The sequence below is a fragment of the Bartonella sp. SL320 genome (assembly GCF_059687635.1).
The window spans coordinates 1726398-1744208 of the sequence record NZ_CM185143.1; the positions used below are offsets into that span (position 1 = coordinate 1726398).

Annotated in this window: 12 protein-coding genes; 1 reads left to right on the forward strand and 11 read right to left on the reverse strand. The window is 37.8% G+C overall.

Going from position 1 to position 17811, the window contains the following annotated elements:
* Positions 1-8: 8 nt before the first annotated feature.
* From lpxK to AC6ER8_RS07135, 8 genes are all read right to left on the reverse strand, one after another.
* Positions 9-1040 (reverse strand): tetraacyldisaccharide 4'-kinase, encoded by a 1032-nt coding sequence (lpxK, locus tag AC6ER8_RS07100; protein ID WP_497078002.1) that lies wholly within the window; start codon positions 1038-1040, stop codon positions 9-11.
* Positions 1030-2352: a lipid IV(A) 3-deoxy-D-manno-octulosonic acid transferase gene (waaA, locus tag AC6ER8_RS07105; RefSeq protein WP_497078003.1), complete on the reverse strand. Its 1323-nt coding sequence runs from the start codon at positions 2350-2352 to the stop codon at positions 1030-1032. Before waaA ends, lpxK begins: the two co-directional genes overlap by 11 nt.
* Positions 2353-3695: 1343 nt before the next feature.
* Complete coding sequence (locus AC6ER8_RS07110) at positions 3696-3941, reverse strand: DUF4170 domain-containing protein (RefSeq protein WP_497078004.1); 246 nt, start codon at positions 3939-3941, stop codon at positions 3696-3698.
* Between the two features lie 46 nt (positions 3942-3987).
* Positions 3988-4791, reverse strand: coding sequence for a 3'(2'),5'-bisphosphate nucleotidase CysQ (locus AC6ER8_RS07115; protein WP_497078005.1), 804 nt, complete (start codon positions 4789-4791; stop codon positions 3988-3990).
* Positions 4778-6109: a TldD/PmbA family protein gene (locus AC6ER8_RS07120; protein WP_497078006.1), complete on the reverse strand. Its 1332-nt coding sequence runs from the start codon at positions 6107-6109 to the stop codon at positions 4778-4780. The genes AC6ER8_RS07115 and AC6ER8_RS07120 overlap by 14 nt, the downstream gene beginning before the upstream one ends.
* Positions 6110-6384: 275 nt before the next feature.
* Positions 6385-6831 carry an SRPBCC family protein gene (locus AC6ER8_RS07125; protein ID WP_497078007.1) on the reverse strand — a complete coding sequence of 149 codons (447 nt, stop codon included), beginning with the start codon at positions 6829-6831 and terminating at the stop codon, positions 6385-6387.
* 695 nt (positions 6832-7526) lie between these two features.
* Entirely contained in the window at positions 7527-8093 is a 567-nt protein-coding gene (gene rsmD, locus AC6ER8_RS07130) for a 16S rRNA (guanine(966)-N(2))-methyltransferase RsmD (protein ID WP_497078008.1), read from the reverse strand.
* Positions 8074-9495 carry a pseudouridine synthase gene (locus AC6ER8_RS07135; protein WP_497078009.1) on the reverse strand — a complete coding sequence of 474 codons (1422 nt, stop codon included), beginning with the start codon at positions 9493-9495 and terminating at the stop codon, positions 8074-8076. The genes rsmD and AC6ER8_RS07135 overlap by 20 nt, the downstream gene beginning before the upstream one ends.
* A 269-nt stretch (positions 9496-9764) precedes the next feature.
* On the opposite strand from AC6ER8_RS07135, the gene AC6ER8_RS07140 reads away from it, so the two are divergent.
* Complete coding sequence (locus AC6ER8_RS07140; protein WP_497078010.1) at positions 9765-10208, forward strand: nucleoside deaminase; 444 nt, start codon at positions 9765-9767, stop codon at positions 10206-10208.
* A 613-nt stretch (positions 10209-10821) separates the two neighbouring features.
* On the opposite strand, the gene AC6ER8_RS07145 is transcribed toward AC6ER8_RS07140, so the two are convergent.
* The 3 genes from AC6ER8_RS07145 to AC6ER8_RS07155 form a co-directional block, all read right to left on the reverse strand.
* Positions 10822-11313, reverse strand: coding sequence for a hypothetical protein (locus tag AC6ER8_RS07145; protein ID WP_497078011.1), 492 nt, complete (start codon positions 11311-11313; stop codon positions 10822-10824).
* 177 nt (positions 11314-11490) lie between these two features.
* The gene (ileS, locus tag AC6ER8_RS07150; RefSeq protein WP_497078012.1) at positions 11491-14406 is read right to left on the reverse strand and encodes an isoleucine--tRNA ligase; all 2916 of its coding nucleotides are present in this window, start codon (positions 14404-14406) and stop codon (positions 11491-11493) included.
* A gap of 247 nt (positions 14407-14653) precedes the next feature.
* Complete coding sequence (locus tag AC6ER8_RS07155; protein ID WP_497078013.1) at positions 14654-16345, reverse strand: outer membrane protein; 1692 nt, start codon at positions 16343-16345, stop codon at positions 14654-14656.
* Positions 16346-17811 lie beyond the last annotated feature (1466 nt).

Consider the following 17811-nt stretch of genomic DNA (forward strand, 5'->3'; position numbering starts at 1 on the left):
CTATAAATTTAGCATTTACTTTTTAATTCAAGGGAACGTTTTTTAAAGCGCGTTATGACCTCCTCAAGGAGCATATGACAAAAATCTTTTTGAACAAAATCGACATCCACATCAAAAACAATAAGATTTTTAAAATCTTTTTGCTCATGAGTTGTCTGTATACGGATATAATCTTTAGCAGTTGTCGCTAGCCATAAATTGTGCATTTGAGCCTTTTGTATAAGGCTTGTTAAATTTTTATCGGTGAAAAAATAGTGATCTGGATAGATATAAGTTTGCACCACATGACCAGACAACTCTTTAATGGATTGAAAGAATTTATCTGGATTGCCGATCCCTGCAAATGCCAAAAATGATTTTCCTGCAACCGCATCAGAGGCATTGGCCTTAAGATGAGCACGATGCAAAGGCTTGCCAGTACGCGCAACAAGGAAAGAAACATTCTCATACGCATCTGTATCACCAATCAATAAAACACTATCCATAAAAGAAAACTGCGTTTTTAATGGTACACGTAGAGGTCCTGCTGGAAAGACAGCGCCATTACCAAAACCGCGCAGCGCATCAACAACAAGTAACGCATAATCTGTATAAAGGCGGCGGCTTTGAAAACCATCATCCATTAAAATAAGATCACATCCCTCTTTTTTCAACCGCTGTGCCGCAACATAACGATTAGCCGATACAGTGACAAAAGCATGCCGTGCCAGTAAAAGGGCCTCATCTCCAACATCGTGTGCAGTATCATACTTCTCATTTACAAGATGCACTCCTTTAACGTTTCCACCATAACCACGTGATACAACACCAGGGATGAAACCAAGTTCTTTAGCCACTTTGGCAAAAGCAATAACAACCGGCGTTTTACCCGCACCACCACATGTAAAATTTCCAATACATAAAACCGGAAGATCAATCACGGGCGGCTGTCTTTTCATAAAACGACGTGAAAAATAACCATATCCCCATGAAATTGGAGTGAATAACAAACGCAAAAAACTTTTATTTTTCCACCAAAAATGAGGAGCACTAATAGGCATATCTACCCTGACACTGACTTAAACCTGTTTGTATGACAAGAGGTTGTAAAAACGGATCTAAAATCTTTAATGTTCTCTCAAGTGCACCTGCCATAGCTGTTGCCACTTCATGAGCCCTATCAACCATTTCTTGTCGCGATGTTTCATTTGTTAAAAGCCTATAGACCTGAATCGCAAGCTGTTTTGTATCTTGAACCATATATGCTGCATCACATGCTAAAAATTTTTCAAACATCTCTTGAAAATTTGAAACATGAGGCCCCGTCAAAATAGCGGATCCAAGCAAAGCCAATTCCAATGGATTATGTCCCCCCTTTCCACATAACGACTTACCAACGAAAGAAACTTTCGATAAGCGAAGAAAAAGTCCCATTTCTCCAATGGTATCTCCCCATAAAATGTCGGTATTCATATCTGGAATAGCATTTCTACTTCTACGAATAAAACGTAAACTTTGATTATCGCATTTCCTAATAAGATCTTCTAAACGTTCAGGGTGACGAGGAACAATAATTGTTAATAAATCTGGCAAGTAATTTTTAACAATCTTATGAACCTCAAAAGCAATCTCCTCTTCCCCTTCATGGGTTGAAACCGCTGCCCAAACTGGGCGATTGCCGATAGCATTACGATAACGTGCAAGCAATGCTTTATCTTCAACCAAAAAAACATCAGCCTTAAGATTACCAGAAAACGTAACAGACTTTACACCAAGTGTATGGTAATAAGTGACATCCCTTTCATTCTGTCCAATGGCTAAATCAATCTCTTTAAAAATATATTTGGCAAGAAAACGCCGCTTTTGCCAAGCTTTAAAAGAACGTTCAGACATATGGGCATTAACCAAAATCTGCGGAATATGCATTTTGGCAAGCTCTTTAATACGCAAAGGCCAAATTTCTGATTCACAAATCAAAACGAGATCAGGCTTCCAATGACGAATAAAACGGCGCACTGCAAAATCTAAATCCAAAGGAGCATATTGATGAATCAATCGGTTACCAAAATGCTTTTTCACAAGAGAGGAAGATGTCACAGTTCCTGTTGTCAACAAGACATTGATTTTTAATGATAAAATATGATTAATAAGTGGAACAAGTGCAAGTGTTTCTCCAACACTTGCTGCATGCAACCAAACTAATGAACCTTGGGGACGTGCAAGAGAACTTTTCCCTAAACGCTCTTTTTTGCGACACCATTCTTCTTTTCCACGGATTGCACGAAAGAACAAATAAAAAGGAATAACAGGACATAAGCAAAAACCAATGATTCGATAAGTTAAAAGAGCCGCATGTGCCTTTAATTCTACCATTTAAAATCACCTCATCCAGCTGTCTTGATATATCTATAGGCTTATTTTGTTAAAAAATTTATCAACACTATTGGGGGCATCCATATTTTTAATACCATCTATATCTTAGATAAAAAACATTTTTTCCATGAGAAAATTGAAGATACTAAAGAAAAAGATATACAATTTTATTCCCATCTTTCTGTTATATTTTCTTATCAAAATAAATACACATTTTTAAAATCCACTTTAATGAAACTGTATTCGTTATTCCTTTATATTGGCTTTATTATTTCATTCTGTATCCTAAAAAAATCTTAATCAAAAATAATAAGATTATATTTCAATAGATTATAATTTTAAAAATGTAACGGATAAACACAATACAATTGATGACATAGGTTTTATCAGTTTTTTTTCAGACCTCTTAAAAAATAATTTATTTTTAGATATTTTAGGTGTTGTTAATAAAAAATGTATAGATATTACGACCTATATAAATAAAATAAATATGTAAGACTAACCTTTAAATAGAATGTTCGAAGGGACTGGAGCTATAACTTTAGATTATGATATAATCTGTTAAAGGCAACTGAGAAAAGCTTAATCTTGTTTAAGAGGTAATTTCTTGTAAATCTTAAAGCAATTAAAATAAGATTTTTTAAATTTTTACCCCATCTTTTTGAGAAAAGGCAGATAAATATTCCTTTTATGATTGTATATAATTAACTGAATAAAATGATTAACTTATCAATTGTCATTTTAAATGAGTCCTCAAGAAGCTTTGATGAGATAAGTTAACTTCATAAATTTATTCAGTTTCTCTAAACTTCCAATTTCGGTAATGTTCTCATGATTTCATGGTTTTTAAGTTTACAATTATAACTTATTGAAACCATTCTAATGAGTAAGTAGGACTGACAATAATCCCAAACAAAGGAGCGATTGACTTCATTAACGATGCGACTCTTTTATCAGTTGTAACGTATTAATGTCTCATATCCCCTTCAAAAGCACAGTGACTATTCGCAGTATTATAATCAGAGGCTTTGAGCAATATTTCGTCACTATAATACTTTTGTTGTAAATAACTTTGTGGGTTATCTTGCATTTTTATTAAGTGTACAGATGACAATGCAAACTGGATCTTACACACTCCATGAAATATTTTTTGTTATATCCTTCATTCGTATTGTTATAAAATCAACGTCACATGTCCTCTGAAATACTTTTTTAAAAAAGCATATGAATTCTTTAAAATAGGCATTTTCTGTTTTTCTGCATTCTATTTTACTTAAAGAACATACCGATAAAAGCACGATCAAGAAATGTAAGGCAATCGACAGATTATCACTATTCAAGCTTTACTCTGCTTCGCTTGATTCAGAATCAAGAAACTGATGCAAGTCTACAATGTAATAGCGTTGTAATGCATTATCGACACTGCTTTGTGCTTTTGCCTGCCATGCTTCTTGAGCAGATTGATAATTTGAGAAAATACCAACCACATCTAAATCATCAGGATTCTTAAATTGATTACTCTTAAGATTTTTTAATTCACCACCAAATACAAGGTGTAAATATTGTTTTTTTTCGTTGGCTTCAGTCATATGTGCCTCCATATCATTCAGATAATTTTAGCGCTTTTTTATGTGATTAAACTAACTTTGCTTGATGAACAACATCTATCATATCCTGACAGCAATTATTTTTACCAGCAATTAAAAGTCCATATTGATAAGGTTCAATTCCATAAGATAGTAAAGGGGCATCAAGCGATAAAAAACACCCCCCACACTCCTGCAAAATAAGATCAGCAGCGGCAATATCCCACTCATGACAATTGGGACGAACCAATACGATATCAATCTCATCTTGAGCAACAAGAACAATACGATAAGCAAGAGAAGGAAGATAATGGTAAAGACTGATTCGATTGAGAAAATCATCTGGTAACTTTTGTGCGAGCGATTTATCAATCGAAACTTTATATTTTCGATGAGCTTTCGAGGCTAAACGAGGAAGTTTTATCCCATTTAATGTTGCCCCTCCGCCCGTAACAGCTGCATAAACGTCTCCTTGAACCGGACATTGTAGAACACCCACAATAGGACGCCCATTTTCAATAATAGCAACCGAAATACACCAATAAGGACTCCCTGAAAGAAAACCACGTGTTCCATCAATAGGATCAACCACAAAGGAGCGTTCATAACCTTGTTGTTCTCGATTATCTTTTGTTTCTTCTGAAATCCATCCATAATCTGGACGTGCTCCAAGAAGTTTCTCTTTTAAAAAATGATCAACAGCAAAATCTGCTTCACTGACCGGGGAATTACCCTCTTTAATCCAAACATCCAACGTGCATCCAAAATAGCGCATTGCTAAATCTCCTGCCTCTCGACAAACGTCACGCAAAAGATTTAAATCAGAAGAATAATGCGTGTTATTTTCCTGCAAGTGTCATCCCTTCAATTAACAATGTTGGAGCTGCTGTACCATAACGCCGATCAATATCATTGGCAGGTGTTAAATGTGCTAACATATGGAGCAAATCAGAGCCTAGCGTTACTTCACTCACCGGATAAGCAATTTCACCATTTTCAATCCAAAAACCAGAGGCACCACGACTATACTGACCGGTAACAAAATCAATGCCATGGCCGAATAATTCTGTCACATAAAATCCACTCTGCAAACTTTTGATCATATCGCAAGGCGATACTAGACCTGGCTCAATAGCAAAATTCGTACGTGTCGGCTGCACCAACGCCCCCGAACGTGTACCGTGTCCATTTGTTTTAAGCCCCAATTCACGTGCTGTAGATGATGAAAGCAGCCAGTTTTTTAAAATACCATTTTCAATAATATTAAGTGTTTGCCCCTCTACCCCTTCTCCATCAAAAGGATGGGAAGAATTTCCACGCAATCGCAAAGGTTGATCGGTGACATTAACATCAGACTTCATGACTGACTTACCTAAAAAATCCTGTAAAAGACTCGTTTTACGCGCTACAGAGGCTCCATTAACCATAGATGCGATATGCCCTGCAATCCCGCGAGCGGTGCGCGGATTAAAAATAACATCAACGCCCCCTGTCGCTGCACGAACTGCCCCCAAACGTCGAACAGCACCAAGTCCTGCATTCTTTCCCACAGTTTCTGCAGCCTCTAAATCAGAAAAATGTAAGGCTGTTGTATAATCATAATCCCGTTCCATCTGTGTCCCTTCTCCCGCAAGAGCACTGCAAGAACGTGAAAAAAAACTGGAACGATAGGCTCCACAAAAACCATCGCTGGTCACAAGAGTAAGTCCACTATGGCCATAAGCTGTTGCAGCGCCGCCAGAATTGGTTACACCTTTAACATCAAGAGCTGCTGCTTCCGTTTTTAGCGCATCTTCCGTTAAAAAATGGCTGCTGGGTACAAAATCATCAAAAAGATCAAGATCTTTAGGATGCTTAACCAAACACTCTTTATCTGCTAAACCTTCAAACAAACTATCGGGAGAAGCTTTAGCCATCGCAACAGCGCGTTCTGCAAGTTCTTGCGGATAAGACGCTAAATTAGCAGAAACACTGGCGACTTTTTTTCCAACAAAAACCCTTAGAGTAAAATCGTTGCTCTCGGCTGCTTCTGTCGATTCGACTTTCCCAAAACGAACAGATACACTGGTGGAATGTGTATAAACAATAACCGCATCAGCAGCATCCGCCCCAGAACGCTTTGCTGCTTCAACCAATGAAACAGCTTTCTCAATCTGGTTCTTGTCAGGCATTATAGTCTCCCTAAAATATTTTATTATTTACCTTGATAAGCACTCTGACAAATTTATACAAATCAGAATATAACTCTTGTATGTTTATTTATAAAATTATGCACATTTCATGCATTCTTTTTTTAATGCAATTTAATCATTTCCTTTTAGTTTCTTTATGAAAAGAAGTAATATGTCGTAAAATCTCTTTAGTTTCAAGATTTCTCATGAAACCTTATCATTTCTAAAAGCTAAATCTACACTCACAACTAGATCAACTTCTTTATGTAGATACATCAGATAGCTTTATCTTTAGTAAGAGCACGTCTGCTCATTTCAATCATTGCATCGCGAAGATGTAATTTAATTTTTGATCCAATAATCATTCCAAAGAAAGGAGAAAGTAAACCAGACATCGTTACAGTATGACGAATTTTGTTATTTGAAAAACCAGATTCTTTTGAACAAATATATTCATGATCAAAACTCATACGTGTAAGAGGAAGTTTAGCATAATCAGAAAAACAAACATTTTTTATAACTTTATCAAGTGTAAAAGTTACTGTTGGTCCTTTTTTAGGTTTCATACGTCCTACAGCGCCTTCTTTGAAAGCACCAGAAAGTTCTACCCATTCAAGTTCATAATCCCAACAAGGCCATGATGCTACATCTTCCCACATAGACCAAATCTGCTCTGCACTTGCTTGTGTGTTAATCTCTTCACTATGTGTCCATTTAAACATGATATTCTCCCCTTTTTTTACAAAATCATTTATTTTTAATGACAAAGAATAATATATAAATTACGCTTAAAGCTGCACATAGGATATTTAATCTTTTGAAGTGTCCTTAATAGGGAATGAGTAAATCCACAAGCGATATTAATAAAATAAACGCACAAATGTTCATTAATAAATGAACAATATTGTCTACCTTAAATAAAGATATCTGTTTTAATTTCATACAATAACAAAGATAAAATTTACACACCATTTAAGATATCAATATAGACGACATAGATAAAAATTTTTATCTGTTGATAATTAAGGTGTCACCAAAAGAAATAAAACAAAAAGGTATCATAACTATTGTCGTGTAATATATCTCCTATTGAAGAAGAAATATGCATCGGTAGCTCATAAGACACTAAAGCTTTGATAATGTATTGAACTTGTAATGTAATTTGGAATTGAACAAAAGATTAGAGGATATCTCTCAATATTATTAAAGAGCATATATGGTAAAAGGATTACCCTTAGAGCTATAAAAAAGCTTAAAAAAATGAGGCCTTGAAACAAAAAATATCATGAAATCAAAATTCATCAATTTCTTTAACGTTAGAATCTTTTATTGATTTTCTGCTTAACCTTAAAAGAACGATATAAAATAAAGAAAACTGTAAAAAGCGCTTTTTGTCCTTACCGGATAGAAAACTTTCTCAGGATGTAAGCGATCGTAATTTATAAAGACGTATTGCTGTCTCACCGTAAAAACGTTCATCATCTAGATAAAAGACGTCAGGTAAATGAATTATTGTATCCTTTTTTTCTTCAAGTATGAAAAGTGTATCAGCTTTTGCCCACCCCCCTCGCAAAGCCTCTATAAAAGCTCGTTCACCTAAGCAACGGCGATAGGGAGGATCAGCGAAGATAACATCAAATGGAAGCATTGTTCCAATATTACCAAGTTTGGTTGCATCACGACGCAAAATCCGTCCTATCGACTGTAATTCAAAGGCTTCGATATTTTTTTGAAGAATTCCACGCCCCTCAACCGAGTTCTCAACAAAAACAGCAGCCTTTGCTCCACGTGAAAGTGCTTCAATGCCAAGAGCACCAGTACCCGCAAACAGATCAAGAATGCGTTTATTGGTCCAAAATTGTTCTTCACGGCTAGAAAGAATATTAAAAAGGCTTTCTCGTGTACGATCACTCGTTGGGCGAATCGACTGATCAATAGGGGAAAACAAAACACGCCCAGCAAATTTACCGCCGATGATCCGCACGTGGCCCTCCAAATCGCTTTGAAGTTTTTGCACCATCACGATGTGGTTTAGACTTTTTCATAGCACCACTAAATGATTTGACCTTGTCCTTTCTCTCAAAAGAACGTCCATCAGAACCATCTTTTATCATTTTCTCTTTATCCTTTAAAAAGCGATCTTTCTTCCCAAAGCTATGTGTCTCATCATAAGGTGTTTTGCCACCTTTTTGAACAAAACTTCCCCCCTTCTCTTTCTGTAAGTGCCCCTTCTCTTTCTGCACGTGATTGTCTTTTCGTTTTTCCTTGCCCCGATGAAAAGATTTTTTATCAGTCAAATCACTTTTATGATCATGCGATTTATCTTCACTATAGGAAGACTTCTTCCGTGCACTCTGCGGACGTGCACCAGGAGCCATCCAAACATTAGCACGGCGAGAACGCGGGAGAAAACGTTCCGCTTTTCCTTCCTCATTTTTCCCCTTATTCATATTTTCATGAGACTTTGTATTTAATCGTCCACGACCATGCTCAACAGAACCATCTTTCGACCTTCTCCTCATCGCTCTTTCACTTGAGAAAACCCAACCATCATTGGCAATAGAAACATCCTTCTGGCTTTGCTTTTCGGTAACAACTGGAGAATTTGAAAATGGTTTCAGAATAGGAGCATCAAAATCTGCATTAGCTTGCATAATCAAACGCTCTCCCAACTGATCTCGTAACATCCGACCTTTTAATTCTTGTACAGCTCCTTCTTCTAAATCAGAGAGATGAAATGGACCATAAGAGACACGGATTAAACGATTAACTGATAATCCCAACGCCCCTAAAACATTCTTTATTTCACGATTTTTCCCTTCTCGCAAAGCAACAGAAAGCCATATATTAGACCCTTGCTCCCGTTCTATTGAAGCTTCAATCGAACCATAGAAAATACCATTAATCGCAATACCATTTTTAAGGTTATCCAGCGCACTCTGCTTTACTCTTCCATGGGCACGAACGCGATATTTGCGAACCCACCCCGTTACAGGAAGCTCTAATACACGTGCTAAGCCACCATCATTGGTTAAAAGCAAAAGCCCTTCCGTATTAATGTCAAGTCTTCCAACAGAAAGAACGCGCGGCATTCCTTTTGGTAAATGACTAAATACTGTAGGTCTGCCTTCCGGATCACGGTTCGTGGTGACAAGCCCTGCTGGCTTATGGTAAAGCCATAAACGAGTTCGTTCTATAGGGGGTAAAGGCTTGCCATCAACTTTAATAACATCAGAGCGGCTAACATTAAAAGCAGGCGTTTTTACAACTGTACCATTCACAGAAACACGACCTGCAACAATCATCATTTCTGCATCGCGGCGTGAAGCAACGCCAGCACGCGCTAACCTTTTAGCAATCCGTTCACTCTCATTATTTTCATTCATTTGCGTTTCAAACCAATCTTTGCCAGTATGTTCAGAAAATGATTCACATACACCATACCGCTTATCCTGAACGAGCAAGTAGCACAATCATTTATTATTTTCTATCCTTATAACAGCAATAACGTATCCATTAACTTGTAAGCTTGTTTGAAACACTTTAAAAAATAAAGGTATTCCTTTCATTATAAAAAAATAATAAATTACTCATTCCATAGCATTCCTTATCAAGAAACCTTGAGATTCTCTATGCCTTCTGTAGGAAGAACATTATGACTTTGACGCCCATGGAAATAGCCCTTTTGGAAGCACAATTGGCTGCAAAAAAAGATGAGGTTCCCGTAGGCGCCGTCATTACACGTGGAAAAGCTATCATCGCAAGCGCTGGTAACTTTATAAAATCTGCCTATGACCCTACAGGACACGCAGAAATGCGTGCAATCCGTATGGCTTGTGAAGCATTGCAAAGCGAAAGACTTCCTGATTGCGATCTTTACGTCACACTTGAGCCTTGTGCTATGTGTGCTGCTGCCATTTCATTTGCGCGCATACGACGTCTCTATTATGCAACAAATGATCCCAAAGGAGGCGCTATAGAAAATGGCCCACGTTTTTATCAGCAACCAACTTGTCATCACAAACCTGAGATTTATTCTGGTTTTAAGGAAAAAGAAGCGGCTCAATTACTTAAAGATTTTTTTATCCAAAAGCGATAATAAAAAATAATTTTTCATTCATAACTTTTAGACTTTAAGAACTATCCTATCTTTAAAAAAAGACTATTTCGAAGCATTTTTTTCTTTTAACATTGCATATTGTTTCTATGAGATTGATTGATTTATAAGTCATCCATTATTTTGTACATAAAATATCAACTCCAAAAATATCGTAGAATACTTTCATTTCAAATCTGTTTACAATGAAAATAGCTTTCTTGCACATCACAAATAAAATTATCATCTAGATAAAAAGCGACTTCGAAAAGACTAAAATATCTCTTAGGAATGTTTTCAAATGGAAAAATTACCGCAACATTGGGGTCCCCACAAATAAAATGATGATACCAGCCCTCTTCTTCACAAGCGTAAAGATGAGTAACTGCTCAAGGGACTTATCATTATATCATCCACACAAGTGACGGTGTGAAATGGGCTTGGAAACCTTGAGAAAGGCTTTTTGTTAGGAAAATACAGAATTACTCTCTCGATACCCTTACTATATTTATTTCACGGAAATAACGATTTTCTTATAGAAATGATAAAGCTCTTTGTAAGTGAAAACTTGGTATCATAATTTTGGAAGAATACCTCACCCCCTTTAACCTTTCCTCTATCGGCCAACCGGTGCGGTCTTTGCTGGTTGACGATAAATTAAAGGCGGTTCTGTGAGATAGCGACGGTATTTTGGACTCCCAACTTGTGCTCTTTGACGACGTAAATATTCTTGTCGTTGTTTTGCATTTAACTGTGAGGGATTTTTTGAACCAGCACTGTTAACTGACGATCCTTTGTGAGGAAGAGGAGAACTTCCTTGATGTTTCTTTGATGCTGCCATTTTATTGACCGATGTATCTTGTTGTGGCAGCGGTAAAAACCTGCGTGCGCTAGAACTTGGTATGACAAGTTCTCGACGAGGTTTCATAACAATCTGACTACTGTTATTGACTGGCGTTAATGAAGCAATATTAGCAACATCTTCAAAAAACTGTATTGAAACCGGTTTATTTGTCCCATAGGTAGGAGCAGATAAGTTGCATCCAGTTAAAATAAAGCATACACTTAAAACTCCTATTGGGAATATTTTTACTTCACGTTTTCTCACTGCCTATTCCATTTCCTAAGTATATGGCTTATTAACATTCCCGCTATTTATGAGAGAACGATCCATACACAAATTTCCCCCCTGCAGATAAAATAACGGAATTTACCTCATAGCACAAAAAACTATATTTATCAATATGGGAAGTCTTCTCGCATTTCTTTCCCTTGATCTAAAATTTTAAATCTTGCCAAGAGCTTTTAATTCCCGCAAAGTCGCTGCATCACGGGAAGAGACATCCGGATAAGACGGATCACTCCCGACATCTTGTGTATAACGCCATGACCTGGCACATTTTTTTCCCACCGCTTTCTCTGGCAAGACACCGACACCTTCAACATCATTCAAAGTAAAAGCATCAGAAGGTATTGGCTCCTGCGTAATTGTGAGAGCACTGGTGATACAAATCTCCGCCATATCCACATTTTCTAATGCCTCTCGTAAAACCGGATTAGAAATAAAAACAATGGGTGCAGCTTCTAACGAAGATCCAATACGCTTATCTGCGCGCTCAAGCTCCAAAGCACCTGTCACAACTTTACGAACCTGCCGAATTTTTTTCCAACGTTCAGCTAAAGACTGGTTTTGCCATTCTTCTGGTACCAAGCGAAACTGTTCCAAATGCACAGACTGACTTTCTGGATAACGCTCCAACCAAGCTTCTTCCATCGTAAAAGGCAACATTGGAGCAAGCCATATAACCATATGCTCAAAAATCTCACGAACAACCTGTAGGGAGGCCTTACGTTTTTGTGATGAAGGCGCGTCACAATAAAGAGAATCCTTACGGATATCAAAATAAAATGCCGATAACTCAATGATTGAAAAATCCAATAATGCACGCATGATCTTTTTAAAATCAAACGCATCATAGGCTCGATTAATCAGTTGATCGAGTTCAAAAAGCCGATGTAAGATAAGTTTCTCAAGATCCGGTAGTGCATCATAAGGTATTTCTTCCCCTTCATCGTAGGCTAAAGTTCCAAGCATCCAGCGAATTGCATTGCGCAATTTACGATATGAATCCACATTTGTCTGAAGAATTTTCTTACCTAAACGCTGATCTTCCCAATAATCTGTTGTCATCACCCAAAGACGAAAAATATCAGCTCCAGATGTTTTTATGACTTCCTGTGGAACAACCGTATTGCCTAAAGATTTAGACATTTTTTTACCATTTTCATCCAAAGTAAAACCGTGTGTGATCACTGTTTTATAGGGAGAACAAGCACGCGTACCACAGCTTTCCAAAAGAGAAGATTGGAACCATCCACGATGTTGATCAGAACCTTCAAAATAAACATCTGCTGGCCATTTCAAATCCGCCCGATCTTCCAACACAAAGCTATGACTTGCTCCAGAATCAAACCAAACATCCAAAATATCATAAACCTGCACCCAAGGCTCATGCGCACGGTTACCTAAAAAACGTTCACGCGCTCCCTCAGCAAACCATGCATCTGCCCCTTCTTCTTCAAAAGCCCGTAAAATACGCTCGTTTACGCCTTCATCTTTTAGAACAACACCATCCTCATTGGCAAAAATACAAATAGGAACACCCCAAGAACGTTGCCGTGACAAAACCCAATCAGGACGATCTTCTATCATAGAAGCGAGGCGGTGTTGCCCAGAAGATGGCACAAAACGCGTTTTTGCAACAGCTTCCAAAGCCCGACTGCGTAAAGTCGACCCATCGCCAAAATCTTTATCCATTGAAATAAACCATTGCGGTGTATTGCGAAAAATAACGGGTTTTTTCGAACGCCAACTATGAGGATAGGAATGTTTTAAACGCCCCCGTGCAAATAATCGATCTGCATTAATCAAAGCGTTAATGACCTCTTTATTGGCATTACCCATTTTTCCATTATCGTCAATAACACGTGCTGGTCCCCCTTCTCGATCCGGCCCAAACCCAAGAACATCTTTCGTATAAAACCCTGCATCATCAACAGGAAAGGGTATCGATGAATCAATCCCCGCTTTCTCTAGTAAGGACTTATAATCATTCCAAATTTCAAAGTCCTCACGCCCATGGCTTGGTGCTGTATGGACAAAACCTGTACCAGCACTTTCTGTTACATGAGCGCCCTCAAGCAGTGCAATTTTATAATTATATCCTCCAGCCAAACCTTTAAGGGGATGAGAAAGAACAAGAGCTTTCAATTCATCAGCGGAAATAACACGCAAACGTTTCAAAACAAGCTTGGCTTTTTCTGCACAACTCATGGCGAGCGCATCTGCAAAAAGAAGCTTTTCTCCCGCTTGAGGACCAAAATCATTTTCAGCACTTTCAACTTCATAAAGTCCATAAGAAATTTGCGAAGAATAACTCACCGCACGGTTAGCAGGAATGGTCCACGGTGTTGTTGTCCAAATGACAACATAAGCCCCATATAAATCATCAGAATTTGTTTCAAAAACAGGAAATTTAACCCAAATCACCTCTGATTCATGATCATGGTACTCAATCTCTGCCTCTGCCAAAGCTGTACGCTCCACAACAGACCACATCACTGGCTTGGAACCACGATAAATCTGATCTGACATCGCAAATTTTATCAATTCACGCGCAATGCGTGCTTCTGCTTGAAAAGCCATTGTTGTATAAGGTGTACTAAAATCTCCCACGACACCAAGGCGTTTAAATTCTTCACTTTGAACGCTCACCCAATGCTGTGCAAATTCACGGCATTCCTGACGAAACTCGTTCAGAGGAACCTCGTCCTTATTTTTTCCTTGTGCTCGATATTTTTCCTCAATTTTCCATTCAATTGGAAGCCCATGGCAATCCCAACCAGGAACATAATTGGCATTAAAGCCCCGCATTTGGAATGAACGGACAACCACATCCTTTAGAACTTTATTTAAGGCATGCCCAATATGAATATGACCATTTGCATAAGGCGGACCATCATGAAGGATATAAAAAGGACGATCTTTTGCTTGTTGACGCAATTGCGCATAAAGCCCCATATTTTCCCAACGCGCCATCAATTCAAGCTCTTTTTGTGGAAGCCCTGCACGCATAGGAAAATTTGTCTGTGGGAGATAAAGAGTTTTTGAATAATCTATTGTTTCATTTTTCACAGTCATTGTGAAATATTCCTGTCCATTTTACGATTTTATTTTTGCATAACTTCCCTGAATCCTGCAACTTTGGTTTTTATCTATAGGGAAAGCCCTGCTTATCATTCGCATTAAACAGCAATCAAGAAAATATATCATCACACTTTATGGGCTTTATCATGAAATTCACAAAAAAAGAAACCAAAAAATGAGCTTAAAAAAATAAAGGCTCCACCAATAGTGGAGCCTCTTAGAAATTTACTCGTAAAAGAGATTAGAATTTATAAGCTACACCAACACGGAAGTCATTGGTTTTGTAGTTAACCTCAAGTTTTTCCTTTGCAAATTTCTTTTTACCAAAATCGGAGTAACGGTATTCTGCACGTACAATCACGTTATCCAACACCGAGAAATCAACGCCACCACCAAGAGTGTAACCAATCATCGTCTTTGTTTCATCGGTTAAATTCTTAGAAGAAACGACATTTCCATCCTCCCCCTTAACGGATATTGATATAGTATCTTGGAACTGCCCGTAAGCAATACCACCAGCAAGATAAGGCATAAAGCGATCAGCAGCAAAACCGATACGTACCCGTGTAGCACCACCCCAATTTTGCTTGAAAGTATGATTTAAAGTTTCAACTTCACCCGCTTGATCAAGACCAAGTTCAGAAGCTACTCTTTTCATTTGTTCTATACCATATACACTGGACGCTCCCTTATCTGCAGTTTGGGTATTTGGAGCCCCATGAGAATTAGAACCATGTGGGCTAGCACCATGTGGATTAGAACCAAAGCCATGATGCCCACCTGCGTGAGATTCACCATGCGGATGAGCGCCAGATCCGTACCCACTTCCATGCGAATGAGGATGTCCACCACCATGGGCAGCATGATAACCTTGCGCTCCATTTGTTCCGTTAGAAGCTTTTGGATCTGATCCATTGGATGAGGCTGATCTCCCAAGAACGAATTCCCCTACACTCGGTACTGTTCTTTCTACTGTTGATGGTTGTGATGCAGGTGTTGTTGAAGCAGAGGTTACAGATGCTGGTTTTGCAGGTGCTGGTTGTGCAGGTGCTGGTTTTGCAGGTGCTGGTTTTGCAGGTGCTGGTTTTGCAGGTGCTGGTTGTGCTGACGCGCTTGCTCCATTCGATGATCTCGCTAATGAAAGTCCTGCCCCTGTGCCAGAGGATGGTTTAGGTTTAGCCGACTGCGATCCACTTACACCGCTCGCCGATGTCCCTTCTATATCTGTTCTTGTTAACGATGCCGAGTTTGTGGATACTGATCCCGTCTCCGTGCTGGTGAGTGTCAATGTAGATCCACCTGATTGCGTTTTTTCCTTTGATACTGTTTCTGTTGCTTGTAATTTATCTGTTGATAGCGCTGAAGCTCTTAGCTGTTGTACTAGTCCGTTTTCTGATATTGCCTTTTCCTCTGGTTGTGTTGATACAGTTTCTGCCTTCGTAGGATCCGCTGGTTTTGCTGCTTTTGCTGGTGCTGGTGCTGCTGGAGCTGGAGGCAGTGTTTGAGACGCTGATCTGCGGGATCTTACGACTGCATTTTCTACTGCAACGTTATCAGATGCCCCTATATTAATGGTCTTTGTGTGCTTTTTACCAGACAGCATTAAATCCGTATCGACACCAAAAATAAAGTTATCACCGAGATCAATATTAGAGCCTGCATAGAAACCACCTGCAAAACCAGAAAGTTTAGGAGAGAACTCTTTATCTAGTGGGAAACTCTTGTCTTGATCAACAAGCGCTATATCAGCTTTGCTCGAAAAACCACCAGCTTGAACACCTAAATAAAGACCAGTCCATGAAAAAGCAGGGGCAACAATGGTAGAAGAAGTCGATGATGCAGGCTGACGAGGAATCATCACATCAGCAGCAAGCGCTGTAGACGCTGAAATTAAAGAAAAAATCGACGCTGTTATTAAACGTTTCGTATTCATAAAATCTCTCCAAATATCCAAAATGATATGTATATAGAGCATCTTTTTTGAAAGATCTGTAGCAAAAATGACACACTCACAAAAAAATAAAGAAATTTTGAAAATAAGTTTTCCAAGCAAATTAATTTTATGTTCAATGAGAATTGATAAACCAAATCACACTGGATATATGTCTTATCTTTGGACTCATTTACGCTAAATTTTCGCATGACTGTTAAGGATGATATTTTTTACAAATTTCTTTTTACTGAAATCTAAATAACGATATGCTTCATACAACAGAATATTTTTTATCATTGCAAAATCAATGCTAGCGCAAAAAAGTAAAACAAATCATTGTCTTTTTTTAAGATTAAACATCATTAAAGTTTTACCTATTGGCCAGCATGCTATCTCTTTGATGCTTTAGCTATGAGTATTTTGTATCTTAAATTACGAAATCCAAAAGCCTAAGGTCAAACATTACAAAAAAATTTTAGATTCTTTGTGGAAATATTTTCATCCAGACACATCACTTTGATTGATAATAATCAACTTGTTGTTTTGCACGTTGAACACAAAGCACATCGGGTTTTCTCATTGCAAAACTATTTATACTAAATGAGTCAAAATCACTTGGCTTTCATATCAAAAGCGGGGCTGGCATATAGATAAAAACTGTACAAGAAAGGCATGCCCTTTCATAAACTGTCGAAAAGAGCCAAGGTTTGATCTGCGACATTTTAAAGCTAGCACAAGTATGTTATGATGCCAGCTTATTACTTCCTACGCGTAAAGACGATGGAGCTTGATAGATTTTATATTATATTGAGGGGAAGAAGTCTTACAGCATTCATGGAACTGTCATGAAGTGAATGTAATGTGTTTTGAGCAAATATTTCTTTAGAGTCAGTGTTTAAATATGAAACACAAGTGTATTTTGTTGGAGAATCTTATTTTGTATGAGGGGTGTTTCATATATTTCCATAAATTTTATCTTCACGTATATATAACGTAAAAAAGCATGTACAAACATCTGTAAGGATAAGCAGATGTAAAAGCAGTTGTGTTATGATTGATGTTTTATAAAGTATTTTATATCTCTCCAATTCATATACTGACATATTTTTTTTATGGCATTGTTTTCCTAAAAAAGCACGTGCTTTTGTTGTTTCTTTTTACTCAATACCAATCCTAATGCAGTAGCATATTTGAAACAAAGATTGAAACGATTCAATGCTGTTCGAGCAACTCCAGCTTTTATATACCAGATGTGGACAGGGATATTGCGTATCTCTCTGTTTATGTAATCTCTGAAATAGACAGACAGCCTACTTTGAAAAGAATATGAAATTTTAAAAATGAAAACCAGTTTCCATCTTTACTATCATTTTTTAATTCAGCTTTACGACTTTCAACAACATCTCATGTCTTTTAAATAATGGAGATCGCTTATTGCCTCACGCTTTTGTTTATTGCTGTCTTTA

What these genes read in the sequence shown, in the direction of transcription:
- AC6ER8_RS07110 (WP_497078004.1), bottom strand. Translation starts at nt 3,941, where the DNA reads ATGACTGAAGCCAACGAAAAAAAACAATATTTACACCTTGTATTTGGT.
- ileS (WP_497078012.1), bottom strand. Translation starts at nt 14,406, where the DNA reads ATGACTGTGAAAAATGAAACAATAGATTATTCAAAAACTCTTTATCTC.
- AC6ER8_RS07135 (WP_497078009.1), bottom strand. Translation starts at nt 9,495, where the DNA reads ATGAATGAAAATAATGAGAGTGAACGGATTGCTAAAAGGTTAGCGCGT.
- lpxK (WP_497078002.1), bottom strand. Translation starts at nt 1,040, where the DNA reads ATGCCTATTAGTGCTCCTCATTTTTGGTGGAAAAATAAAAGTTTTTTG.
- AC6ER8_RS07140 (WP_497078010.1), top strand. Translation starts at nt 9,765, where the DNA reads ATGACTTTGACGCCCATGGAAATAGCCCTTTTGGAAGCACAATTGGCT.
- AC6ER8_RS07125 (WP_497078007.1), bottom strand. Translation starts at nt 6,831, where the DNA reads ATGTTTAAATGGACACATAGTGAAGAGATTAACACACAAGCAAGTGCA.
- AC6ER8_RS07155 (WP_497078013.1), bottom strand. Translation starts at nt 16,345, where the DNA reads ATGAATACGAAACGTTTAATAACAGCGTCGATTTTTTCTTTAATTTCA.
- AC6ER8_RS07120 (WP_497078006.1), bottom strand. Translation starts at nt 6,109, where the DNA reads ATGCCTGACAAGAACCAGATTGAGAAAGCTGTTTCATTGGTTGAAGCA.
- waaA (WP_497078003.1), bottom strand. Translation starts at nt 2,352, where the DNA reads ATGGTAGAATTAAAGGCACATGCGGCTCTTTTAACTTATCGAATCATT.